The sequence below is a fragment of the Niallia sp. FSL W8-0177 genome, from assembly GCF_038006285.1.
Lineage (GTDB): Bacteria > Bacillota > Bacilli > Bacillales > Cytobacillaceae > Niallia > Niallia circulans_A.
In genome coordinates this window covers 1,972,809-1,995,545 of the sequence record NZ_JBBOUX010000001.1, presented here as the reverse complement: position 1 = coordinate 1,995,545, position 22,737 = coordinate 1,972,809, and the positions used below count along the sequence as shown (strand labels likewise).

Here is a 22,737-nt window from a genome sequence, read left to right as displayed (position 1 = left end):
AAAGGATCATCTTTTACTTTTTTCAATCGCTTCTAAAATAGCTAAAGCCTGTTTATTGTATATGGAAACAGAAAAATGCATGGCTGGTACAGACATATGCCGTCTATTGGGATTATGGATTTGTTTTCTTTTTAAAGTCATACAAAAATTGCCTCGTTACTTTTTATTTATAGGTTGTCCGTATAATTGGTGTTTTTATACAAGTAATTTAGAAAATGAAAGACAGGATATAATATAACAGCAAGAAAGTGAAAGTAAACGATATATGATATTAATTTTCCAGCTCCTTCTTCAAACTGGTGAAAGCTTTAACATTAAGGATTATGCTTAATAAATAAGAGTACTCCTAAAATAAAGAAAAATGGTGTTAGTTATTCGTCCAATAAAATAATGTCATTAAGATACCGCCTGCTATCGGAAAAATCAGTGGCAAATTTCCGAACCTCCATTTATTAATACGTTTACCATTTATTGCGAAATATTAAGCCGTGACATTAAAAAGATTTTAATATATAGCCTAAAAAAGAAGAGTCTTAGAAAAGGAGAGGGGTTTTTTAGAGTAGAAATCTCCCCTCCTTTTCTATAGACTCTTTTCATTAGGCACGTTTAGCTAGTAAGTTCAGTGCTTTCTTATTCATGTCATGAATATCTTCAAATGTTTCTGATACTGCTACAGTCATCTTTCTCCTATTCGGATTCATTGATTTTTTTGTCTGGTTCTTTGGTTTATTGAATGGTGCAGGAGTAGAAGCAATTGCAGTTTTCTTTTTTTCTGCCATATCAATTCCTCCTTTATAGAAAATTTTATAAAATCCGGCACAAGCTATTAATCTCCAAAACTATAAAACTTTAGATCGTGAAATTTTGCTCATGCTTTTTTTCTACATATTATTATACTACAAAGCAGGTAAAAAGGAGCCTTAAACCATGTACCAATCGAAAATTTGTGCTAAGTTAAGGATGTGGGAAGCATCAATTCCATCCACTTCGACGAACTGGGAGCTGATACCTATCAACATATTATAACTTTCCCCATAATATGCAACGATAAAAACATTTTTGACTAAATCCTCATTATTTATATTATTTTCTTGGTCTTTTAAGGGGATACTTTTCCCTGCTAGAAGATCTTGAATAATATTTTCTTTCACTTCTCTGTCTAAAAAGCTAATATTATAGCAAATTTCTACACTATTAAAAGCAGATTCTAAATTTTGCTTTAAATCATCCCCGCTTGCACTAATTGCAAAAGGGAAAATCGCAATATGAAATTGAAATGTGTCTGCATACAGGTTTAAATAAGTACGTAATTCATCTTTATATTGACGCCAATGCTGGGGAAGATTACGTTCGATAAAATGATCAGCTGTTTTGGAAATAACTTCAGTAAAATTCTGAACCTTTTTAGCATTGTAGCCTAATACTTCTTCATTTTTGCGAATCGTTTTTCGAATATAATTACTATGTTGAAATTCAGTATTCCAAATTTTAAGAATATCAGGTGTTTGGAAAACCGCAATATCAATGAAAACGGCAGCACTTGCTAACGACAAAATCATTGTCCAGTCAGACATTTGCAGCTGCTTTGTCAAAATTCCAAGACAAACAAGGAGAAAAAATAAAACATAATATGATTTTCGAATTGCTTGAAGATTTTCCACATATTTATCTGTTCGCCACCAAAAATAGATGAGTGAAAGAACAATCAATAAAATCATTGCCGTAATAAAAACAAAATAGATTGCCGCCAATGTTTATCCTCCCTTTAATCGCTTACCAAACTATTATACCACGCATTAATAATTGTAATGGAAAATAAAAGAAAAAAGAAATCCTTCTTTACATATAAACGTATAGATAGTTCGACATTTTCTATAAAAGAGAATGGATTTACACTCTGAATTTTTCCTATTTTAATTGAAAGTCTGGATGAGAATAAAAAAGTAAAGGGAAGTGAAAGCATATAAAATAGTCCCTCTAGGATAATCTAAAGTTATCCCTTATAATAAGAAAATAATGGTAAACAATAGACGTACAGAGAAAAGGGGAATAAGGATGTTTCCAATATTAGAGACAGAGAGATTGCTATTAAGAGAGATTAAGAAAGAGGATGCTGGAGATTTATTTGCTTATTTTTCTAATGAAGAAGTTATGCAGTACTATGGGCAAGAAGCATTTACAAGTATGGAACAAGTAGAAGCATTAATTGGACATTTTGCTAATAACTTTGAAAATCAACGAGGAATTAGATGGGGCATGCAGATCAAAGGAACTACTCGACTTATTGGTACACTTGGTTTAAACAATTTAGTTCTTTCTCATAAGAGAGCAGAAATCGGATATGAAATCAATCCTGAATATGGTCGCTCTGGTTATACATCTGAAGCAGTCCAAAAAGTTGTCTCCTATGCATTAGAAGAGCTTCATTTAAATCGGGTGGGAGCTATGATTTATTTAGAAAACGAAGCATCAAATAAACTGATTCAAAAGCTTGGCTTTCAGCATGAAGGTATTTTGAGAAAGTACTATGAACAGAATGCGAAGGCCTTTGATATAAATGTATACTCTATTCTGAAAGATGAATAAAAAATGCTGGGTGGGATGAACAATTTGAAATCTAGAACAACGATTTATTTTGTCAGGCATGCACATTCCGTATATTCGGCAGATGAATTAGAAAGGCCTTTGTCGGAGAAAGGCCTTTCTGCTGCTAAACAAGTCGCTAAACGAATGGAAAAGGAAGCTATCGATATTGTTTTATCGAGCCCATATAAGAGAGCGATTCAGACCATAGAAGGGGTTGCAGAATATTTTCAAACAGATATCAAGCTTATACACGATTTTAGAGAACGTAAATTGGCAAAAGGATCTATTCCTGATTTTAATACTGCCATCGAAAAAGTTTGGAGAGAGGAAACCTTTTTCTGGGATGGTGGAGAGTCTAATTTAATAGCCCAAAAAAGAGGAGTCCAAGCTTTATTTCACATACTAAAGCAATATGAAAATAAAAGAATTGTTATCGGAACACATGGAAATATCATGGTTTTAATGATGAATTACTTTTCAAAGGAGTATGATTATACATTTTGGAAGAATTTAGAGATGCCTGATATTTATAAATTAATATTTGAAGGGAAGCAAATATTAACGGTTGAGAGAATATGGGAGGATAATAATGAATAGACATTTATTCTTATTTGGCGGCGGCCCGCCATTTACCTATAAAATGGCAAGAAAATTTTCCGAACTGGTTTCTGTACGGACAGGAAAAATTTCTTTTCTAATTATCGATAGACCAAACTGGAAGGAGTATATGGCTAAGTATACAAAAAAATTGATAGAAAATGGAATAACAGAATTCCAATTTATCCCTTTGCTAACTATTTCAGAGAAAGACGCCGTTGAGCTGCTAAAGAATAGTGCCGGGATTATCATTGGTGGAGGTAATACGGAACAATATGCAAAGTATATTGTCGAGACATCTTTATCAAGGATTCTCCAAGAACAATTTTCAGCAGGAGTACCAATTGCTGGATTTTCTGCGGGAGCTCTTATTAGTATGGAGCATTGTATCATTTCAGCAAATGACAATGAAGATCAAGTTTTTAAGTGGCAAACAGGATTAGGGCTGTTGAAAAATACAGTTATTGCAGTTCATTTTAGTGAATGGATGGATGAAAATCATTTAAGGAAAGCTGTTATAAAGTTTCAGCCACATGTACATTTTGGAATAGATGAAGGTACGGGCATGTATTTTTATAACAATCGGTTAATGGCTGTGGAAGGAAATAATGTTTATCAGATTAACAACAATCGTCTCGAAAAAATGGAAAAAATCAATTTTTTATAGGATTATAAATTTTACGCAATCAATTTTATTAACCATAAGGAAAGAAGACCTTTAGTATAGTATTTTTATGATTAACCTTTTTTACTAGGAAGCTATTTATTATAACCTAGTCTAAAATGAAAAAGATTAAATGATTGTATTTTTTATTTTCGGAAAATTTCGTTGTTTTTCGTTTATGCAGATTGATTACAATATAGATCTAGAAGGGTGGATAAAAATGGTTCAAACAACAGATCCCATTTACATAAGATTATTAGTTATGTTCTTGATAAAGACAGTAACGGCAAAGGCTATATGACTCTTGCTGTGAAAAAATTAGTTGATTATGCCTTCCATACACTTAGTCTACATCGATTAGAAGCAGGAGTGATGCCCCATAATGTTGGCTCGATTCGCGTATTAGAAAAGGCTGGGTTTCACAAAGAAGGGATAGCCAAAAGCAATGTGAAAATAAATGGAGAGTGGAAAGACCATCAAATTCTGGCTATCATTAATCCTAATGATTAAGGTTAATGGATTAGGAATCTTTTGCCGACTTCAGCCGTAAAGTAATAAAAGGAGAAGGAGGAGGAAATGGATGATAGCAGACGTTCAAATATTGCAACAACAACTAAAGAAAAATGAAACGATACAAGGATCTCTTAGATGTTCATTGGAAGTGTTTATTTATAAAAAAATAGTGCGTCCGGGTATGCTGGCAGCAACAGAAAAACGATTAATTTTCTGTGCAGACTCCATTCCTGGAAATGAACTAATCGAAAGTTTTGATTATGCCAATTTAGAAGCCATTCAGTTAAAGCGAAATTTAATGAATCAATATATAACGATAAAATATAAAAAGGATACAGTGAAATTTAAACAGATTATTAGTGAGGATATAGAGGATTTTATGACGAAAATAAAAACGTATAAATAACTGTTTATCCTGTGACAATAAAAAGAAAGGATTAGGTAAATGAAATTAATTACAATTGGCAAAGGAAAAAGCATAGAACAATACAATTCTGTGTCTGCTAGCTATTGTAAAATCATGAAAACAGATGAAGCTACGAATATTGGCATTATCACGCTTGGTCCAAAAGGCATATTAGGTAATCATCAAGCACCGGTTCCACAGCTGTTCCATGTAGTCGAGGGTGAAGGCTGGGTTAGAGATATCGATGATAGGAAGCTTCTTATAAAGAAAGGGGAGGCAGTTTTTTGGGAGCAAGGAGAATGGCATGAAACAGGATCTGATACTGGTTTGACAGCATTCGTAATTCAAGCTTCAAACTTAAAAGAGCCTTTTTAAAGCTACCTAGCTATCTATTATTATCATAAATGTGAAAGGCAAGGTGCTTTCTATATCATATGGACAGTGGAGAATAATGGATAAAAGATTACTAGTAATGATATTCGTTCTTGGTATGATTGTCATTCCTCGTATGTTTTTTATATGTAAGAATCATCACCCATCCAGTAAACGAATTGTTCTATAAAACGGATTTGGAAATATAAAAATTAAGCCCGGATAATGAAGATGGGAAATTACTTTAAGAGTGGAGAAAAGGTATATGGATTATTCACTTATACTACTATTTTGTTTTGCGATTACACTTCATAATATAGAAGAAGCAATTTGGCTGCCTAAATGGTCTCAGCAATCTTCCAAGTTTCAAAAGCCTGTTACTTCAAGGGAATTCAATTTTGCTGTTATTTTTGTAACTATATTAGCTTATCTGTCTGCAATCAGTTTTTTATACAGACCAGAATCAGTTTTATCGAAATGGATTTTTGTTGGATTTTTAGGTTCTATGATATTAAATGCTATTTTTCCGCATCTTATTGCAACTGTTTGGTTGAAAAAGTATGCACCCGGACTTCTTACTGGTTTATTACTTAACTTTCCAATCAATTCATTCGTAATTTATCAAATGTTATCCATAAATTTAATTAGATGGCATGAGCTAGTCATTTCCACATTTACTGTAGGAATTACTTTAGTGGCGCTTATTCCTTTTTTGTTTAAAATTGGTGGCAAAATAACACTTTCTAAAGATAGCGCTTTGGATTAAAAAATGGATTGGAAAGAAAACAGGAAATCTGATTGTCGAAATGAAAAGGAACAAAAAATCTCATGGCAAATGCCATGAGATAACTTTTATTTTTGTTTTATAACGCGTTTATATATGTATAGACCAATTACTGCAAGACCAATCACAGCAAGTATAACGTATGCTACATTGGAGTACATGTCCATATAATGAACGATGTCTTCCCAAGAATCACCAACTGTAGCGCCAATACGAATAAGAACGAAATTCCATGTGAATGTACCTATAGTTGTTAAAAATAGAAAAATACCAAAGTTCATTTTTGCCATGCCTGCTGGCAGCGAGATTAAACTTCGAATAAGTGGAATAAAGCGGCAGAAGAAGACTGTCCAATAGCCAAATTTATCAAACCAGCGATCAGCTTTATATAAATCAGCTTTTTTTAAGCGAAGGATATGGCCCCATTTTTCAATGATTTTTTCCAATCTTCTTATATCCAATAAAGAACCAATAAAATAAAGAATAATAGCTCCAAGTACAGAACCAATTGTAGATACGGTGACAACGCCTGTTATGGTCATACTAGTCTTAACAGTCATTGCGCCTCCAAAGGTCAAAATAACTTCCGAAGGGATTGGTGGAAAGATATTTTCAAGCATAATTAATAGTAAAATACCAAAGTAACCAAAATTTTCCATTGTTTCTATAATCCAATTTTCCATTCCGTGCACTCCTTATATTTTCCATTCACATATATAAAAATATCTTAACATATGCTTTTAAAACCATCTAATATAATCCTATTTCTCCAATTATGATATCATTCACATTTTTACAAAATGAGATGTTGTTATTTGGTAATTGTGCTAAAATAAGGATTAATTCAATAGATTTATAGGAGAATGTATATGGTTGATTATTGGATTCCCAATGCGTTAAGTACAAGTATAATGACTATAATTGGTTGGGGCATACTTATCGGTGAAGTATGTTATTTGTATAGAAAACAAACAGAAAAACCTGTTATATGGAAAATGGTCATTATTATATACATTGGTTTATTTTGCTTTAACTTTTCATTTATCGTTAGTGAAACACCAGTAAAGATAGCTATTTTACCACTTGGTGTATGGATACTTATATTGGTTTTTGGAAAGCGGAAAGAACGTTGGAAGGTGTATCGACCATTTGCTTGGCTTGGATTCTTTGGAAATTATATTTTTCTTATTACAACCTTGCTTAGTTCTCTGGTACAAAGTTTGTTGTATCCAACTGATAAAGTAGAGACTTTTTTAGCTGAACTAAATAATCCTGGCATTCTATTAATTCATCCTTCAGGCAAACAAGCAGATCTTAATAAAGAGCTGTTTATAGAAAGTCTGTCCTCTTGGGGGATTGGGAAAATGGATACACAGCAATGGTATTATGAATCATTTCCAGAAATTAAGGAGGAAGAATTGGAAGAGGAAGGACAGATGCCACATCAGACAATGGAACGCTTTCCCTATATTCTTATAGGAGCGACTCCAAAGTGGGGGATTGGCTATGAATCTACCATTTGTATGGAAAGAGATGGAAAAGGGATGCTTATTTCAACAGAAAAGGGTCAGTACTATTTTCGCTCCTCTGAATCTGTATTAAAAGGGGGAACAGAATAGATGAAATTTAACAGAGTATGGTATTTATTAGTTGTAGTCATGATTGCTATAAGCTTATTTATTTTTCTTTTCTTAAAGGAAGCTGAAAGCTCTCCATCCGATCTTCCAAATGAAACTAGTATAAGAAAAATGATTGAAGATACTGGTGAAATTAGCATAAATAGAGTTTTTGACCAAAGAGCATTAGATGAAAAGCATGTTTTCATTCCCCATCTTTCTAGTGATAAACAATATGGCTATAGTTTATTAGAATGGATAGATAATAATTGGGAAGTAACCTATGTAACAACCACTGGAGAACCGCTTTTATGGAGGATAAAGGCGGGAAATCAGTCAGAATCCTATTTTCTATGGAATCTTGATTCAAAAAATAAGATAGAAACTCTTACTTTCTATTTAATAAGAGACCGACATTTTACCAGTGGCTGGAGCGGTGAATGGTATGAACCAGCAATTCAAATTGAGGAAGACGTATCAATCAGTGGAAAACCATATGGTATATACAAAGTGCCAGATAAATGGGGAGCCATATGGAATGTAGCACAAATAAAGATAGAGAATCAGGAGGAAGATTTTATTTCTTCTAATGGGGAAGGACTATATTATGGAATTAAAGGATTTGATAAGAAAAATAATTATATAGTGCCACTTAATAGCTATGAAAATGGTGGAAATACTATTTCAGATGCAACAATAGAAAATATAACAATTATGGATGAATGGGAAGGTGAACAATGGTAAAAGGCTCTCCATAAAAAGGAGAGCTGAGTATCTAATATTTATTTTTCAAATTTTGGTTTCATTTTTACAATAAACAGGATGGATAGTACAGCAATTATCCCTAGAAAAACTTCAATTATAAGTAGGTTGGTGATAGTACCCGCCTGATATAATGCTGGGAAGAAATTGACAGCTGCGTGTATAAGAATCGCATAAATAACATATATAAATTTTTGCTGTCTAATTGCATATAGGACTAATATGGATAATGCAAGATGTAGCGCAAGGGCAAAAACTCTTTCTAAGCCGCCAGATGCAAAAAGCATTACATTAGCCTGTTCAAATTGCTCTTTAATATTGTTAATGTCTTCAGGTTTAGCTGCTGGACCTAATAATGTTTCCAAGTTCCCCGTTTTTATCATAGATGAAATGAGCAGAGAATTCAGTGCTGACATGCCACCAATAAATATAGCTTCTATTCCTCCATGTCCTAATCCATATGATAGTCCATCATTAAATTGATGATTGTTCTTCAACCATACTGTAAAAGCAAAATAGCGACCGAATTCTTCAAATATACCAGCAGCAAGGCCACCGTATAATGCAAAAAGATAAGGATTACTGCTCCATTTTAATTCAGTGCCAGTCGGGCTAAGCACGATGAAATGAACGATTTTTTCAAGAATTTGTGAAAATACAATGAAGATTACAATACCAACAAGTAAGGATTTCCAAGACATCATTTTTTTTCTTTGTAAATATACCATTAATATAATTGGAACTATTACTGAAAGAAATAGTTGCAGAGATATCCCAATATAAATAGAGTTCATTCTTTTTATTCCTCCTATTCTAGTTCAATCTGTTATATTAAGTGTATAACAGATTGAAGCTATACGTCAATGATTAACCAAGCTAATTATGTGAAAAAATTAAAAAGGAAGTGACCAAATGATTGAATTAACTGGTAAATATAATAGAGCTAAAGTATTTACGGATCAATTAGAAGAAGTGGCTGAGGCACAGATTAAGGAATTATGTGATCAGGAATTTGCTAAGAACAGTAAGATTAGAATTATGCCAGATACACATGCAGGAGTTGGCTGTACGATAGGTACAACAATGACTATTCAAGATAAAATTGTCCCTAATCTAGTAGGGGTAGATATTGGTTGTGGCATGGCGGTAGCAAAATTAACTGTAGACAGAGCAAATTTGAATTTTGATGAATTAGATGAAACGATTCGCAAGTTCATCCCAAGTGGATTCTCAATCAGAGATAAAGCTCATTCATATAAGGAACAAATTGATTTAGATGAGGTGAAAGCTCCAATAAATAAAAAAAGAGCAGAACACAGTATTGGAACCTTAGGTGGGGGCAATCATTTTATCGAGTTAAATGAAGCAGCTGATGGCAGTGTATATATCGTTATACATAGTGGAAGCCGTAACTTAGGTGCACAAGTAGCGGATTATTACCAAACACTTGCTTACGATAACTTAGTTAATATCGACGGGATAAAAAAAGAAATGATTGTTAAATTAAAGAAAGAGGGCAGGCATGCTGAAATTCAGGAAAGCTTAAAAAATATGAAGCTGCCAAAAATAAACAAAGAACTTGCTTATTTAGAGTCGCAAGGATTTAAAGACTATATGCATGATATGAAGATTGCGCAAAAATATGCTTATTTAAATCGACTTGCCATGATTGATGTTATTGTTACAAAGATGAATTGGGCAGTTTTAGATCAATTTACTACTATTCACAATTATATTGATATGGAAAATATGATATTAAGAAAAGGAGCTATTTCTGCTAGAAAAGGAGAAAGAGTGATTATTCCCTTGAATATGAGAGATGGCAGCATTATTGCCTTTGGAAAAGGAAACGATGATTGGAACCAATCCGCTCCACATGGAGCAGGAAGATTGATGTCGAGGACCAAGGCGAGAAAGACCGTTAGCTTAAAAGATTTTGAGACATCCATGAAAGACGTTTGGAGTACTTCCGTGAAGAATAGTACGTTAGATGAAAGTCCATTTGCGTATAAACCAATGGAAGAGATAATTAAACATACAGCAGAGACTATTGATATTGCAGAAATTATTAAGCCGTTGTATAACTTTAAGGCAAATTAAGAAGGAAATAGAAAGGATGAAATAAATATAAGGAGAGAGAAAGCATTTTTCTTCTGTCGCTCTCCTTATATGTACATTCAGAAGAATTTCAAAAGTGAGCGAAATAAAAATCGGAAAAATCCATAAAAAATTTCAAAAAAGTCTATTAATATGTCTAACAGGCTCCCAAAAAAGGAGTCTTTTTTCGTTTTTTTCCGTTCAAGCTATAACCTCCCATTTTTCATTAACGTATGGCACCATGCTCGATTAACCATTTGCGTAATATGTAAATCAACAGCAAGACTTGCTAATGTGAAATGATATTAAGATTATTTAATTTTGATTTTCGTAGATTTATATATGTTTGTGCTCAAAGGAACGTCTTTAAAAGTAACATGGATACTAAGTGATAGCGGGGCGAAATCATTTTCTTTTGTATATTACTTAGAGATAATGACAAAAGCGGCTCGTGGATTCAAGGACCACTTAGAGACGTCTTTTACCCACGCTGGAAAGCTGCAATCCGTTTCTGTACTACTGCTGGAGGAACTAGTTGGATATGTTCACCTTTATCATTGCAGGTGAACATTCCTTTGAAAACATCGGGCATGGCATCGTACTGTTTTTCTAACTGTTCATTAAATTTTTTGAAACAGTCATAAGGATATATTTCTAGCAGGTAGGGTAGCAAAAAAGCAGACCGCAAGATTTCATATTCCTGATAATTATATGGAGTACTTTCGGGGCGCTTTGTTAAGATTTCCAACATCCTATTCATTAAAATGGCCACCTCTTCTTCACTTGCAAAGCCAGCATATCCTCGAATCGCAGTAAGTCGCATATCTAAATATCGCTCTTTTTTATATGCTTTTAAAAAAAATCCTTTCCGTCATCTGGCAAGTCAAATACTAATTGCTTTAATAAGGTATTACGTTTGGCAATATCCTTTGTATTAAAATATGTTTCCATTTTTTTGTTTTTTTCTTCCATGCATCCTACCTACTTTGTTTGTTGATCTAATTTTTGTAGTCTCTTCTCGTGATTCTTACATTTTGTGTATTCTTAAGGTTATTAGTTCCACCATACTAATTTTACTAAATACCACGTTAGTTAAAGATGAATTTTCAAAGAATTATATTATTTTTTAGGTGCGTTTATTATAATTTATCATTCTTCCCTTAAACATCATCTTCTTTTCGTTAAACTATAAACCTTTGTAGCAATGATATGTGGTGTAATCCGTTCTTTTAATGTAGGAAATACAGAACCCACATACTCTTCGGGATTTCGAATATAGGCTTTTTCGTACATATAAATGGTAAATGAGCAGGAAACACGGACATAAATATCTCCATCCATATCATATGGTTCTGAAATCGTCAGAACTTCAAAAGAATCATCGAATTTATTTGTTTTTGCGTTAATCCGCTTTGTTACATTCTCTTTATATTTCGTTGTTCTCATTGGCTTGTAATGAAAATCAACGACGCCAATTGCTTGAATCATATTTTCCTCCCAATTAAATCATTCGAACAAATATTATACCATTTATTTATAGGCTCTGTTAAAGTCTGTTGTTGATATTTCGATTTATAAGAACTTACATTCTGTAATGGATATAACTATATAAAAATGGTGATGAACGTGTGAGCAACTGATATTCTTAAAGCCATACAAAAACTAAATCCAGCAGAAAAGCACCGACTATGAGAGTATTTAATTGAGGCACTTACTGTATCTTCTTCGACAGGAACTGGCACATACTCAATGATTGTTGATGGAGATGAAGTAACGAACAAGTTTATGTCTTAGTCGCAAGAACCGTGAAGAGATGACTTTTTTTGCAGGTATTGGGAATGGGTCGATTAACAAATGAGCAGTTAGACAAAGCTATCGGTCATAAACTTTCAAATGCAAGTGTTTTACGCACCGATTCTTGGCATGCCTTTAAAACATATGCTGCTGAAAAAGGGATGGATATTTTTCAATTCAAGTCAGATGGTAAGGTTCGCACAAAGAGACTATACCATATCCAGAACGTTAACAATTATCACCGAAGGCTTAAAGGAGGGATACAACGTTCTAATGGAGTTGCAACTAAATACCTGAATAATTATCTTGCTTGGTTTTAGGTGTTAGAATCTATTCAATATCAAAGGAATCCTATTACTATGGATGACTTGTTGATTAAAGGGAATTTAATATAAAATATGGAAACGTATGATACACTTAGGTTATCAAAATTGACGATATAAGCATTACTGCTTGTTTAACTAACGAGGGATTTAGTTGAACAACAATTCCTACATCACGAGATAGGTACTTAGTGCTTTTTAGCAAATATAAACCATCTACATACTTAAAAATATAGATGGTGTATGTAGAATATTCTTTTTTAAGGTTGGCAACATAAATTTCCTTCGCCATTTTCGAGAGCAGATTTTAGACTATCAAGAACTCCTGACCAAGCCATTTGGTGCCAATTAATTGCTTCGGTCCAGTCCTCATTATCTTTAAATCCAATATGTTTAACAATAACCTTGGTAGAATCCTCATTGATTGATTTAAAACTTACGTTTACATTTGTTAATTCATTTTTATTGTTCATTAATGTCTCAAATTGGTCTGGTCCTTTCCAAGTAAAAAGTAGCTCTTTTTCATTAATAAGTTTTGTGATTTTACAATCCTTCGTATTCATACCCTCCTTATTTCCAGGTATAAAGTAAAGTTCATATGCACCACCTTCTTTAGCTTCTACAACAGTTTCAGGTGCAAACCATTCAGAAACTCTTTCAGAAATTGTCCAGGCAAACTACACTAAATTTAATGGTGCATTAATTGTTACATCTTTAATAATAGTTTTATCATTTGTAGTAGTTGTCATAAGAACTCTCCTTTGTAAAATAATTACACTTTAATATTATTATAATTGGAAAAAATTTGAAATGGTAATTTGAATGTAAGTTTCATAATCTTCTTTACGAACGGGTGCAGTATTCCTGTAGTAAATGAAATTTTGCCTATGGAAGTAAAGAGGGAGGTTCATTGAATAAGGTAATAAAAAGGGTAAGTTTCCAAATGAAATGATAAAATAAAATTAAGTACTAATAAGAGGTTAGTTTCCTGAGTAGAGAGGAGAAAAAATATGAGAGAGTGTAAAAATATTGAAGAGGTAAGAGAAGGTGTTAATATGGATATAAATGTCAACACAAATATGTACATTTTCGCTCGTTTAAGGATGTACAAAATCACTCGTTTTCTTGCACTAAATGATCCTTTAAACGATAGGAATTTCCCACCATTGTCACAACCTTCGCATGGTGTAAGATGCGATCTAAGATGGCATTTGCCAGCTTAGGCTCCTGAAATACTTCATCCCATGCCTTAAAGTTTACGTTCGTTGTTAAGATCGTACTGCGCTTTTCATATCGCATGTCAATCAGTTGGAAAAATAATTTCGCATCTTCTTGATCAATTGGCAAATAACCAATCTCATCAATGATTAATAGTTTATATTTTGTATAATGTTTTAGACGAGTTTCTAAGCGGTTCTCCAATCGTGCTCGTCTTAAATTCTGAATTAAATCATGGCATTTAATGAAATAGGTACTTGTTCTTTTCTTTGCTGCCGCAATCCCTATGGCGGTGGCCAAGTGTGTTTTGCCAACACCACTTGGTCCTAAGAAAACAATATTCTCGTTCTCTTCAATAAAGCGAAAGGTTAGAAAATCTTGAATCTGTTGCTGATTGACTGAGGTTTGGAAAGTGAAATCAAAATCTTTTATTTCTTTCATATGTGGAAATGCAGCCACCTTTACCATCGACTGCGTCATATTTTGTTCTCGCACATCAATTTCATAGTTGGTTAACTTGATTAACGTATCAATAAATGACAGCTGGTTCTGGACTCCGAAATCAATTACTTCATTTAAATGTAGAGTCATTTGCTTCAGCTTTAGATACTCTAGGTTTCTTAATAATTGTTGATAATTAGTGGATAGATTCATTATTTATACACTTCTCCAATCGTTGCTAGATTTTTCTTTGCCAAATCATCGATTTCCGGATAGTTATAGTAAGGGGCTGAAACAGCCAAACCTGCTTTATAATGTGCTTCCTGATAATTTAGCTTCGCTTTGCTGATTGGATGCTGTGCAATAAGTTTCATGTTATAATAAATCCATAAGTTGTTATCATACACTTGTAAACCTACTTTCTTTCCTTGATATTCTGGTGGTACGGAATACTGGTTTGATTTGTAGGAGATCATGTTGGATGCATTGACTTTTACTTGTGTGTGCTTAATGCGATAGGAATCTCTTACTTTATCAGTTGGTAGCTGGAGTAAGTGGTTCCTTTCTTTTTTATATTCAATCATTGGTATTCTTCCTGTCCCTTGGTGAATCTGGTGATTCACTCTGTTGGCTAACTCTTGTATAAATTGATGCAGTTCCTCTAAAGAGAATTGTCCTTGATAGGCATGAATTTCGTCTAACAATTTCATTGTCGTTTCGACTTTTCCCTTTGTCCTTGGTCTGCCAGCGATACAGGCTTTCACTTTAAAGCCAAAGTCTTTTGCGAATTGCTCAAACTTTGCATTCACTTTACCCGGATAATGTTCCGTTCTTGCTTCATCCATCACTGTTTTCATATTATCCGTAAGGAGTTCCTCAGGAACACCGCCAAACGTTTCAAAAGCTTCTGTTAGAAAGGAAAACAGCGTACTTTGTGACTTGGAAATACTCAAGTGGAATACTCGCAATCTTGAAGTAGATAGAATAAGCGCAGCTACATTGATCTCGACCTGCTCGCCATCTTTTGTTTCATATTGAATATTTTCCTTCCAATCTAATTGAGCTTGTTTACCTGGCGGAGTTTCATAGCGAACCGTCCCCTTCGGAGAAGCAATACGTTTGTCCTCCACAAAGTAAGCATTAAATTCAGGTATTCGAGCGATATAGGCTCGAAAGGTCGAAGCACCACAGTCTAAACCGTGATTATCCTTTAAGTACTGCCAAAGCACCCGCCGATAATAAAACACCTGTTTAGAATCCTCAGATAAAAGAGCAGCGATCACTTCATAATATTCATCAATTTTTGAGGACTTTTTTCTTGTCCTCTTGGGGACAAAACCATTTAGATATTTCTCAACTGTTCGTCGATCTACTCCAAGTTCTTCAGCCAATTTACTCTTATTAATTTTCATTTTCATATGCTCCATTATTTGTTTGAATTTTGGTAAGTCTGAAAGACTATTAATCTCAAAATTAACATCGACATTTAATGATATATACATGACTAGTCACCTCAAGACTAGTATGTAAAATGAAAGCAAATTTGTACATATTTATCCAAGCATTATTGTACATATTTAAAATAGCATTTCTAATATGGATTTTGAAAAGACATCAGAAGTGATTGGAAATTTAGAAAACCAAGTAGAACGTTTGGATAAAGAAGTTTATAACTTGAATTCTAAGATTGAACTTTTAGAAAATCTTTTGATGAAAATTATTGAGGACCAAACTATATCTTCAGATTTACTATCTGATATTAATTATATTGTTTTGAAAAAAGAGTTAAGTGGAGAAGAAAAAGCCCAAATTCCATTTTTGCTTCTTAAAATCCAAAAAGAACATATGCGTGAAGGTAAAATACCTACCTTAGAAGAATTCCATGATGAATTACTACAAGTTTTGGGAGTTAATCAAAACGAGAAAACAAATTATCCAATTCAAATTTCAAATCAACTGCTTCAAAAACATATGCATTTAGGTGAATTTCCGGTTGCAAAAGAAATACTAGCAAAAAGATAAAAACTTGAATTTTTAGCCCAAATTAACTTTACAAACCATAACGTACAAATGGATAGTATAGAAAACAGTGAAAATGAAAGCATATTAAATATAGATTCTAACAGTAATGAAGTTTGTACAAGAACTTATATTGGTGAATCAGAGATATAAACACTTAAAGGAAAAAATAGATTAATTTTAGAAAATGATGTCTTATATATGTTTAATAATAAATAATAATTAAACATAAAGATACTGAAGATGTTAAAGCACTAAAGAGAGTTGAGGCTGTAATTCAAAAAGTAAGGATTATCCCTGATGAATACAATTCAAATCCTGATATTATTGAACAAATCTATAGAACAATGATTTTCTTCTTTTATAAATCACGAATTAGTTCATCATTCAAAAATTAATACTAGGCAAGGGTAAAAAACTGAATTTACATAAGGCAATGCTATAAATTCATAGACTTTTTTGTATTTTTGATGATGGAGCTTGTGAATCAATGCACTTAAACAGTTAGGAGCTTTCAAATAAGCGTTTTTCTTATATTGCTATGGGAAGATTAGTTTAAGTACATTCCTTCATAAAATAAAAATAATCCCCTTTATTGGAGATTTTAGACATAAAGAATAAAAGGTATTAAACAAAATCCTCTATTCTTGGGGAGTTAGAAGAGGCAGTTTAATTACCCAAAAACTCCAACAGCAGAAAGACCTTCTCCCTATTTAGGAGAAAGTCTTTCTGTTGTTAAACGGCTTTATCTTTATCTTTTTCTTCCTTTACCCAAAAGTCTGCATTTTTGATTCCCAATGTTTCTGGATTAAAAACAGGATCTAAACCTTGCTTTTTCTGTTTTTCATAGTCTTTTAATGCAATGAAAGCGGGTTTAGCCAATATCACGATAGCAATCATGTTAAGCCAAACCATTAAGCCTAAACCAATATCACCAAGTGCCCAAGCTAGGCTGGCTGTTTTAGTGGACCCATAAAAAGTGGCAAAAAGTAAAACTAGTTTCAGTAAGTCAGAAAAAAATCGGTTATTTCTATTACGGAGCAGATAGGTCAAGTTTGTTTCTGCAATATAATAATAGGCCATGATAGTCGTGAATGCGAATAAAAACAAAGAAATAGCTACAAAACCAGAACCAAATCCAGGGATTTGACTATCGATTGCTGCCTGAGTAAACCCTGGTCCAGCCTCTACACCTTCTACATTATTAATAATCATTGTTCCATTTGGGGCTTTTGTATTGTACATTCCTGTGAACAAGATCATAAAGGCAGTAGCTGAGCAAACAAGCAAGGTGTCGATATACACAGAAAATGCCTGAACAAGTCCTTGTTTTACAGGATGGGATACTTCTGCAGCAGCTGATGGGTGTGGTCCGGTTCCTTGTCCTGCTTCATTTGAGTAGATTCCCCGTTTTACACCCCATGCAATGGCCATACCCATCATGCCACCGAATGTAGCTTCAAGGTTAAAGGCACTTTTAAAGATCAAAGTAAAAACTCCCGGTAGTTCTTTAATATTCATTAAAACGATAACGATGGATAAAAGGATATAACCTAGAGCCATAATCGGAACAATTACCTGAGCTACATTTGCTATCCGTTTGACACCACCAAAGATGATGAACCCCAACAGTAAAACTACCAATAGTCCTGTTATATATGTAGGCATGTTAAAGGCGTTTTTCATGCCAACTGCTATTGAATTCGACTGGACACCTGGCATTAATATCGACATGGAAATGATTGCTGCTCCTGCAAATAGAAATGCAAACCACTTTGATCCGATTCCCTTTTCGATATAATATGCAGGCCCTCCTCTATACTGGCCATCTTGCTTTACTTTATAGATCTGTGCGAGTGTTGATTCAATAAAAGCTGTAGAAGCTCCTATAAAAGCCATAAACCACATCCAGAACACGGCACCAGGTCCTCCAAAGGCAATGGCAGTAGCTACCCCAGCAATGTTACCTGTCCCAACTCTACCGGATAATGCGATGGAAAGTGCTTGAAAGGAAGAGACTCCAGCCTCTGAACTCTTTCCATGGAACATGAGGACAATCATTTCCTTTATATGTCTAATTTGAAGAAATTTAGATACAAACGTAAATATAAGACCGATTACTAATACAATATAAATGACTGGGGTACTCCATAGTATCCCGTTAATAAAAGTCACGATTTCTTCCATATTCATACTCCTTTAAGTGGTGTGTTTTAATATTCAGAATTTAATTATAATTTATTAGAAACTATAATACAATAAAATTTATTGCCCTATTATCCACAGTAAGAAGCTTTTATTATTTTTTATATTAATAGATGAATCTAAAAGTCCAATGATCTACAGATAATTTAGTAAGGTCTTTTTAGATTCTTCTCCTTTTTAATCCTACTAGAAGAAAAATTTTTAAAAAGAACATGGTGAATCATTTCTCTCAAACTATAGGAGACTTTCCTAATGTAAAGGGAGGCCTTTTTCATGTGGTGCTAAAGTGGAAGTAAACTGTAATATGTAAGATCTTTCTTATGGTAGAAATGGTCAGTTTAGTAAAAGATAGGATTAAACCGACAAAATGGTGCACATAATGTCGGACGGATACATACAACTCCTGTTATTCTATTGATGAAAGGGGGGCATTTAATGGATTTGCTTAAGAACATGAATGATGCAATGGGATATATTGAGGAGAACCTCACGAACGAAATAGACTTTAAAATAGTGGCAAGAATCGCTCATTGCTCCGAATATCATTTTAAAAGAATGTTTTCTTTTCTTGCAGGTATAACATTATCAGAATACATTCGCCGTAGACGACTGAGTTTGGCTGCATTTGAGCTTACAAATAGTATTTTAAAGATAATTGATATTGCGGTTAAATATGGATACAATTCTCCAGACTCTTTTACTAGAGCTTTTCAAAATTTCCATGGTGTAACACCATCAGAAGCAAGAAACAACGGACAGCAATTAAAAGCCTTTCCACCAATGACCTTCCAATTATCAATTAGAGGAGGAAATGAAATGAATTACCGAATTGAACAAAAAAAAGCATTTAACATAGTTGGTATGATGAAAAGAGTTCCAATTATTTTTGAAGGGGAAAACCCGGAAATTACAGCAATGTGGAAATCTTTGACTATGGAAAAAAATAGATCAATTAAAAAAACTCTCTAATGTTGAACCTAAAGGAATGATTCAAGCATCTATAAACTTTTCTGATGGACGTATGGAAGAAAAAGGAGAGCTTGATCAGTATATAGGAGTGGCAACAACAGAAGAATGTCCTGAAAACTTTTCAAAACTTGAAGTTCCTGCTTTAACCTGGGCGATATTTGAATCAACGGGAGCTTTTCCTAGTACTTTACAGGAAACTTGGGGGAGGATTTTTTCTGAGTGGTTTCCATCTTCTAATTATCAAGTAACAGAAGGACCCGAAATCTTGTCGATTAAAACCAAAGATTTAACTTCACCATTTGTGAAAAGCGAAATTTGGATTCCAGTTTTAAAAAAATAATTTTATTTTTTAGATCAAAGAGCTGCTTGGGTCAGCTCTTTTTTTCTTTATTACTATAGGAGGTTAGTTTAACAAGAGGTGAGATAAATCGGTTACTAATATATTTGAATCGGAGAAAGGGATTTGTTCGCCTAAATTACAAAGATTGTTAAGGGAACTTTCATTTATGAAAAAAAATAAGTTTAATCTTATCCTATATCTTCTATCAGTTGGTTTTATTTGTTTGCAAGCAAAATAGTGAAGTAAAAGTTGATAATCGACAAATTATCATGAAAGTATAGAAAACTATTTATCCAATAGAGAACAGTTATGAATCATTAGTTATAGGGGATATAGAAATAATTGAAATTTGGGTTGTTGAAAAGTCAGAAACCATTATAAATACAGAAGACACATATACGATTTATTCTTTAACCATTAACTCAATCCAAAAAATTAATAGGGTATGTCACTAACGGATGCCTTAGTTTAATAAGCAAATATTATAAAATGGAACTTTATTTTATAAGAAATATCATCTTTAAACTTTAACAGAGCCTATTTATAAGAAATTTAGTAAAAATATTATTTTAAAATTCGCAAAACGTGTTAGGATGTAAAGACTAGAGTTGTTAATTGATTTTTCTTTATTTTACATATATATCTATTTTAGGGGGGAACATGAAGGAACTAATTGTCGGAATATTCATTTACAATGAAGTAGAAGTATTGGATGTTGCTGGTCCATTTGAAGTTTTTTCTTTAGCTGGTGGGGAGAATAAATTATTCCATGTCTATACTATTTCAGAAAAAGGTGGAACTATTTTAGCAAGAAATGGTCTTAGAATAGAAGCAGATTTTTCTTTTGAAAACCATCCTGTTCTAGATATTCTCATTGTTCCAGGCGGCTATGGAGCAGAAGAAATCGAAATTTATAATCCGGTTTCCATTAAGTGGATTAAAAAGCAATCAAGGAAAGTGGAATTTATGACTTCTGTCTGTACAGGAGCATTTTTATTAGCGAAGGCTGAGTTGTTGGATAATTTAAAGGCTACCACGCACTGGATGGATATTGATCGCTTGGAGCAGGAATTCCCAAAGGTTCAGATAGTTAGGGAAGTGAAATTTGTAGATGAAGGAAAGATACTAACTTCTGGTGGGATATCTGCCGGAATCAATATGTCCTTTCATATAGTGGAGAAGTTATACGGCGAGGAAGTAGGAAGGGAAACAGCAAAGCGGATGGAATATGATAGATAATAAAGGAAGAGATAAATAGATTAGTAGGAGGAAAATGGAAATGAAGAAAATTACTGTTTTACATTATGATGCATTTACTGATCAGCCGAATAAGGGAAATCCTGCTGGAATCGTGTTAGCGGGAGAGCAATATACCGAGATGGAAATGCAGAAAATAGCCAAAAAGGTAGGTTTTAATGAAACGGCGTTTGTTTTACCATCAGAATGTGCTGATCTAAATATTCGTTATTTTACTCCTGGACATGAAGTGAATCTTTGTGGTCACGCTACTATCGCTACTGTTTTTGCACTAAAAACGATGGGGCTGCTCTCAGACAAAGAACTTTATTCCATCGAGACAAAAGCGGGAGTGCTTCCGATTAAAATTAATCATCGTGATCAGTCTAAGCCTGCCATTACGATGAAGCAAGTTACACCGCAATTTAAAGAATTCAAAGGTTCACGTTTAGCATTAGCAGAAGCAATCGGTCTTAAAGAATCTGATTTAGATACAAATTTTCCGATTCTTTATGGCAATACGGGGCTGTGGACACTCCTCATTCCTATTAAAGAACTGCGTGTATTTTCAAAAATGGCTGTTAAAAATGACTTGTTTCCAGCTATTTTAGCGGAAATTCCTCATGCATCCATTCATCCATTTTGCCTAGAAACCTATGATATAAATGCAATTATGCATGGAAGGCATTTTTCTTCTCCTTACTCTGGGACAACCGAGGATCCAGTTACGGGCACAGCGTCAGGAGTGATGGGGGCATATTATATTAAGTATGTAGATGAGGCATGGAAAAATAAGTCTATTGTTATTGAACAAGGTCAGGAGATAGGTCATGATGGGAGAGTATCTGTTATTGTTTCTGAGAGGAATGGTCAATTAGATGTGGAGATTAGTGGAACAGCAGTATTTGTCAAGGAATTAATAATAACTATTGATTGAATATAATGATTAGGAAAAGGAGTTAATTACATGGAAAGATTAGAGCCAGTAGAAGCAGCCCGCCTTTTTATAGATACATATTATGCAAACTGTAATGCTGCTGTTTTAGCCGGAAGTGTAGTAAGGGGACAAGCAACAGCTACTTCCGATCTTGATATTGTCATTTTTGATGAAAAGATCGTCTCCTCTTATAGAGAGTCTATGATGGAATTTGGTTGGCCAATTGAAGTATTTGTACATAATTTATCTTCCTATAAAGATTTCTTCTTAATGGACTATAATATAGCCAAACCTTCTATGCAGCGAATGGTTACAGAAGGAATCATATTAAGAGACGACGGAGCTTTGCAAGCAATCAAACAAGAAGCAAAACAAATGCTGGCAGAGGGACCGAAAGAATGGTCAGAGGAAACAATTCGTACGAAGCGTTACTTTATAACAGACGTGCTAGACGATTTGATAGGAGCGGACAATAAACAAGAGGAAATTTTCATTGCAAGTACATTAAGCTTTCTTCTCCATGAATTTGTTTTAAGAGTAAATAAGCAATGGATTGGCACATCGAAATGGATGCTCAGGGCTTTACGACAATATGATTCTCTATTTGCAGATGAGTTTATTGAAGCATTTGATTGCTTTTATAGAACCAGAGAAAAAGATAAAATTATAGAAATTACGGAAAAAGTATTAAAGCCATATGGAGGCAAGCTGTTTGCGGGATTTTCACTTGGTAAGGAAACATAAAACCTAATTTGTACCTTCGCTAGTCTCCTGGTTTTTATATATGATTTATTCTTTGCCGTATTTTCATAGTATCTAAGGAGATAAATGACTTATTGACCATTATTTACCATTATT

Annotated in this window: 24 protein-coding genes and 3 pseudogenes; 16 read left to right on the top strand and 11 right to left on the bottom strand. The window is 33.6% G+C overall.

What is annotated here, in order from left to right; translation table 11 throughout:
• Positions 1-6 precede the first annotated feature (6 nt).
• The 3 genes from NST77_RS09790 to NST77_RS09780 form a co-directional block, all read right to left on the bottom strand.
• Positions 7-141 (bottom strand): hypothetical protein, encoded by a 135-nt coding sequence (locus NST77_RS09790; protein WP_268877141.1) that lies wholly within the window; start codon positions 139-141, stop codon positions 7-9.
• Between the two features lie 455 nt (positions 142-596).
• Positions 597-779, bottom strand: a complete 183-nt coding sequence (locus tag NST77_RS09785; protein ID WP_095333736.1) for a hypothetical protein — start codon at positions 777-779, stop codon at positions 597-599.
• A 141-nt stretch (positions 780-920) separates the two neighbouring features.
• Positions 921-1,751, bottom strand: coding sequence for a type II toxin-antitoxin system SpoIISA family toxin (locus NST77_RS09780; protein ID WP_095333738.1), 831 nt, complete (start codon positions 1,749-1,751; stop codon positions 921-923).
• 304 nt (positions 1,752-2,055) lie between these two features.
• On the opposite strand from NST77_RS09780, the gene NST77_RS09775 reads away from it, so the two are divergent.
• The 7 genes from NST77_RS09775 (at position 2,056) to NST77_RS09745 (ending at position 5,904) form a co-directional block, all read left to right on the top strand.
• Positions 2,056-2,586 carry a GNAT family N-acetyltransferase gene (locus tag NST77_RS09775; protein ID WP_095333740.1) on the top strand — a complete coding sequence of 177 codons (531 nt, stop codon included), beginning with the start codon at positions 2,056-2,058 and terminating at the stop codon, positions 2,584-2,586.
• A gap of 15 nt (positions 2,587-2,601) precedes the next feature.
• Positions 2,602-3,183 (top strand): histidine phosphatase family protein, encoded by a 582-nt coding sequence (locus NST77_RS09770; RefSeq protein ID WP_095333776.1) that lies wholly within the window; start codon positions 2,602-2,604, stop codon positions 3,181-3,183.
• The gene (locus NST77_RS09765; protein WP_095333742.1) at positions 3,176-3,850 is read left to right on the top strand and encodes a Type 1 glutamine amidotransferase-like domain-containing protein; all 675 of its coding nucleotides are present in this window, start codon (positions 3,176-3,178) and stop codon (positions 3,848-3,850) included. Before NST77_RS09770 ends, NST77_RS09765 begins: the two co-directional genes overlap by 8 nt.
• Positions 3,851-4,057: 207 nt before the next feature.
• A complete protein-coding gene (locus tag NST77_RS09760; protein WP_341122937.1) occupies positions 4,058-4,357 on the top strand; it encodes a GNAT family N-acetyltransferase in 300 nt (99 codons plus the stop codon).
• Positions 4,358-4,427: 70 nt separating this feature from the next.
• Positions 4,428-4,766: a PH domain-containing protein gene (locus NST77_RS09755; protein ID WP_095333746.1), complete on the top strand. Its 339-nt coding sequence runs from the start codon at positions 4,428-4,430 to the stop codon at positions 4,764-4,766.
• A 39-nt stretch (positions 4,767-4,805) separates the two neighbouring features.
• Positions 4,806-5,141 carry a cupin domain-containing protein gene (locus NST77_RS09750; protein WP_095333748.1) on the top strand — a complete coding sequence of 112 codons (336 nt, stop codon included), beginning with the start codon at positions 4,806-4,808 and terminating at the stop codon, positions 5,139-5,141.
• A 262-nt stretch (positions 5,142-5,403) separates the two neighbouring features.
• Entirely contained in the window at positions 5,404-5,904 is a 501-nt protein-coding gene (locus NST77_RS09745) for an HXXEE domain-containing protein (RefSeq protein WP_095333750.1), read from the top strand.
• Positions 5,905-5,990: 86 nt separating this feature from the next.
• Here NST77_RS09745 and NST77_RS09740 read toward each other — a convergent pair whose 3' ends face one another.
• Positions 5,991-6,605 (bottom strand): DedA family protein, encoded by a 615-nt coding sequence (locus NST77_RS09740; RefSeq protein ID WP_123257785.1) that lies wholly within the window; start codon positions 6,603-6,605, stop codon positions 5,991-5,993.
• Between the two features lie 186 nt (positions 6,606-6,791).
• Here NST77_RS09740 and NST77_RS09735 point away from each other — a divergent pair, with 186 nt between their 5' ends.
• Complete coding sequence (locus NST77_RS09735; RefSeq protein ID WP_341122936.1) at positions 6,792-7,541, top strand: hypothetical protein; 750 nt, start codon at positions 6,792-6,794, stop codon at positions 7,539-7,541.
• Complete coding sequence (locus tag NST77_RS09730) at positions 7,542-8,282, top strand: hypothetical protein (protein WP_095333756.1); 741 nt, start codon at positions 7,542-7,544, stop codon at positions 8,280-8,282.
• Between the two features lie 38 nt (positions 8,283-8,320).
• On the opposite strand, the gene NST77_RS09725 is transcribed toward NST77_RS09730, so the two are convergent.
• Complete coding sequence (locus NST77_RS09725; RefSeq protein WP_095333758.1) at positions 8,321-9,094, bottom strand: YhfC family intramembrane metalloprotease; 774 nt, start codon at positions 9,092-9,094, stop codon at positions 8,321-8,323.
• Between the two features lie 118 nt (positions 9,095-9,212).
• On the opposite strand from NST77_RS09725, the gene NST77_RS09720 reads away from it, so the two are divergent.
• Complete coding sequence (locus tag NST77_RS09720; protein WP_341122935.1) at positions 9,213-10,400, top strand: RtcB family protein; 1,188 nt, start codon at positions 9,213-9,215, stop codon at positions 10,398-10,400.
• 478 nt (positions 10,401-10,878) lie between these two features.
• Here the strand turns inward: NST77_RS09720 and NST77_RS09715 are convergent, their stop codons facing one another.
• Together NST77_RS09715 and NST77_RS09710 are read right to left on the bottom strand one after the other, a co-directional pair.
• The gene (locus NST77_RS09715; RefSeq protein WP_164463833.1) at positions 10,879-11,220 is read right to left on the bottom strand and encodes a hypothetical protein; all 342 of its coding nucleotides are present in this window, start codon (positions 11,218-11,220) and stop codon (positions 10,879-10,881) included.
• A gap of 344 nt (positions 11,221-11,564) precedes the next feature.
• The gene (locus NST77_RS09710) at positions 11,565-11,885 is read right to left on the bottom strand and encodes a hypothetical protein (RefSeq protein WP_095333764.1); all 321 of its coding nucleotides are present in this window, start codon (positions 11,883-11,885) and stop codon (positions 11,565-11,567) included.
• Positions 11,886-12,166: 281 nt separating this feature from the next.
• Between NST77_RS09710 and NST77_RS09705 the strand changes: the two are divergent.
• A pseudogene (locus tag NST77_RS09705) lies at positions 12,167-12,586 on the top strand (IS1595 family transposase); the annotation flags it as partial.
• Positions 12,587-12,774: 188 nt separating this feature from the next.
• Here the strand turns inward: NST77_RS09705 and NST77_RS09700 are convergent.
• From NST77_RS09700 to istA, 3 genes and pseudogenes are all read right to left on the bottom strand, one after another.
• Positions 12,775-13,263: pseudogene (locus NST77_RS09700) on the bottom strand (SRPBCC family protein).
• A 364-nt stretch (positions 13,264-13,627) separates the two neighbouring features.
• Positions 13,628-14,386, bottom strand: coding sequence for an IS21-like element helper ATPase IstB (gene istB / locus NST77_RS09695; RefSeq protein WP_061801337.1), 759 nt, complete (start codon positions 14,384-14,386; stop codon positions 13,628-13,630).
• On the bottom strand, positions 14,386-15,675 hold the full coding sequence (gene istA / locus NST77_RS09690) for an IS21 family transposase (protein ID WP_061801336.1): 1,290 nt from the start codon (positions 15,673-15,675) through the stop codon (positions 14,386-14,388). Before istA ends, istB begins: the two co-directional genes overlap by 1 nt.
• Positions 15,676-15,769: 94 nt before the next feature.
• On the opposite strand from istA, the gene NST77_RS09685 reads away from it, so the two are divergent.
• A complete protein-coding gene (locus tag NST77_RS09685; protein ID WP_123259131.1) occupies positions 15,770-16,195 on the top strand; it encodes a hypothetical protein in 426 nt (141 codons plus the stop codon).
• 732 nt (positions 16,196-16,927) lie between these two features.
• On the opposite strand, the gene NST77_RS09680 is transcribed toward NST77_RS09685, so the two are convergent.
• Positions 16,928-18,379 carry an alanine/glycine:cation symporter family protein gene (locus NST77_RS09680; RefSeq protein WP_095333768.1) on the bottom strand — a complete coding sequence of 484 codons (1,452 nt, stop codon included), beginning with the start codon at positions 18,377-18,379 and terminating at the stop codon, positions 16,928-16,930.
• Positions 18,380-18,832: 453 nt separating this feature from the next.
• On the opposite strand from NST77_RS09680, the pseudogene NST77_RS09675 reads away from it, so the two are divergent.
• The 4 genes and pseudogenes from NST77_RS09675 to NST77_RS09660 all read left to right on the top strand — a co-directional run bounded on the left by NST77_RS09675 (position 18,833) and on the right by NST77_RS09660 (position 22,623).
• Positions 18,833-19,706, top strand: a pseudogene (locus NST77_RS09675) (AraC family transcriptional regulator).
• 660 nt (positions 19,707-20,366) lie between these two features.
• Positions 20,367-20,945 carry a DJ-1/PfpI family protein gene (locus NST77_RS09670; protein WP_095333780.1) on the top strand — a complete coding sequence of 193 codons (579 nt, stop codon included), beginning with the start codon at positions 20,367-20,369 and terminating at the stop codon, positions 20,943-20,945.
• A gap of 40 nt (positions 20,946-20,985) precedes the next feature.
• Positions 20,986-21,879 carry a PhzF family phenazine biosynthesis isomerase gene (locus NST77_RS09665; protein ID WP_123259325.1) on the top strand — a complete coding sequence of 298 codons (894 nt, stop codon included), beginning with the start codon at positions 20,986-20,988 and terminating at the stop codon, positions 21,877-21,879.
• Positions 21,880-21,909: 30 nt separating this feature from the next.
• Positions 21,910-22,623, top strand: coding sequence for a nucleotidyltransferase domain-containing protein (locus tag NST77_RS09660; protein WP_341122934.1), 714 nt, complete (start codon positions 21,910-21,912; stop codon positions 22,621-22,623).
• Positions 22,624-22,737: the final 114 nt, after the last annotated feature.

What these genes read in the sequence shown, in the direction of transcription:
- NST77_RS09790 (WP_268877141.1), bottom strand. Translation starts at nt 141, where the DNA reads ATGACTTTAAAAAGAAAACAAATCCATAATCCCAATAGACGGCATATG.
- NST77_RS09785 (WP_095333736.1), bottom strand. Translation starts at nt 779, where the DNA reads ATGGCAGAAAAAAAGAAAACTGCAATTGCTTCTACTCCTGCACCATTC.
- NST77_RS09775 (WP_095333740.1), top strand. Translation starts at nt 2,056, where the DNA reads ATGTTTCCAATATTAGAGACAGAGAGATTGCTATTAAGAGAGATTAAG.
- NST77_RS09770 (WP_095333776.1), top strand. Translation starts at nt 2,602, where the DNA reads ATGAACAATTTGAAATCTAGAACAACGATTTATTTTGTCAGGCATGCA.
- NST77_RS09765 (WP_095333742.1), top strand. Translation starts at nt 3,176, where the DNA reads ATGAATAGACATTTATTCTTATTTGGCGGCGGCCCGCCATTTACCTAT.
- NST77_RS09755 (WP_095333746.1), top strand. Translation starts at nt 4,428, where the DNA reads ATGATAGCAGACGTTCAAATATTGCAACAACAACTAAAGAAAAATGAA.
- NST77_RS09750 (WP_095333748.1), top strand. Translation starts at nt 4,806, where the DNA reads ATGAAATTAATTACAATTGGCAAAGGAAAAAGCATAGAACAATACAAT.
- NST77_RS09745 (WP_095333750.1), top strand. Translation starts at nt 5,404, where the DNA reads ATGGATTATTCACTTATACTACTATTTTGTTTTGCGATTACACTTCAT.
- NST77_RS09740 (WP_123257785.1), bottom strand. Translation starts at nt 6,605, where the DNA reads ATGGAAAATTGGATTATAGAAACAATGGAAAATTTTGGTTACTTTGGT.
- NST77_RS09735 (WP_341122936.1), top strand. Translation starts at nt 6,792, where the DNA reads ATGGTTGATTATTGGATTCCCAATGCGTTAAGTACAAGTATAATGACT.
- NST77_RS09730 (WP_095333756.1), top strand. Translation starts at nt 7,542, where the DNA reads ATGAAATTTAACAGAGTATGGTATTTATTAGTTGTAGTCATGATTGCT.
- NST77_RS09725 (WP_095333758.1), bottom strand. Translation starts at nt 9,094, where the DNA reads ATGAACTCTATTTATATTGGGATATCTCTGCAACTATTTCTTTCAGTA.
- NST77_RS09720 (WP_341122935.1), top strand. Translation starts at nt 9,213, where the DNA reads ATGATTGAATTAACTGGTAAATATAATAGAGCTAAAGTATTTACGGAT.
- NST77_RS09715 (WP_164463833.1), bottom strand. Translation starts at nt 11,220, where the DNA reads ATGCGACTTACTGCGATTCGAGGATATGCTGGCTTTGCAAGTGAAGAA.
- NST77_RS09710 (WP_095333764.1), bottom strand. Translation starts at nt 11,885, where the DNA reads ATGATTCAAGCAATTGGCGTCGTTGATTTTCATTACAAGCCAATGAGA.
- istB (WP_061801337.1), bottom strand. Translation starts at nt 14,386, where the DNA reads ATGAATCTATCCACTAATTATCAACAATTATTAAGAAACCTAGAGTAT.
- istA (WP_061801336.1), bottom strand. Translation starts at nt 15,675, where the DNA reads ATGTATATATCATTAAATGTCGATGTTAATTTTGAGATTAATAGTCTT.
- NST77_RS09685 (WP_123259131.1), top strand. Translation starts at nt 15,770, where the DNA reads ATGGATTTTGAAAAGACATCAGAAGTGATTGGAAATTTAGAAAACCAA.
- NST77_RS09680 (WP_095333768.1), bottom strand. Translation starts at nt 18,379, where the DNA reads ATGGAAGAAATCGTGACTTTTATTAACGGGATACTATGGAGTACCCCA.
- NST77_RS09670 (WP_095333780.1), top strand. Translation starts at nt 20,367, where the DNA reads ATGAAGGAACTAATTGTCGGAATATTCATTTACAATGAAGTAGAAGTA.
- NST77_RS09665 (WP_123259325.1), top strand. Translation starts at nt 20,986, where the DNA reads ATGAAGAAAATTACTGTTTTACATTATGATGCATTTACTGATCAGCCG.
- NST77_RS09660 (WP_341122934.1), top strand. Translation starts at nt 21,910, where the DNA reads ATGGAAAGATTAGAGCCAGTAGAAGCAGCCCGCCTTTTTATAGATACA.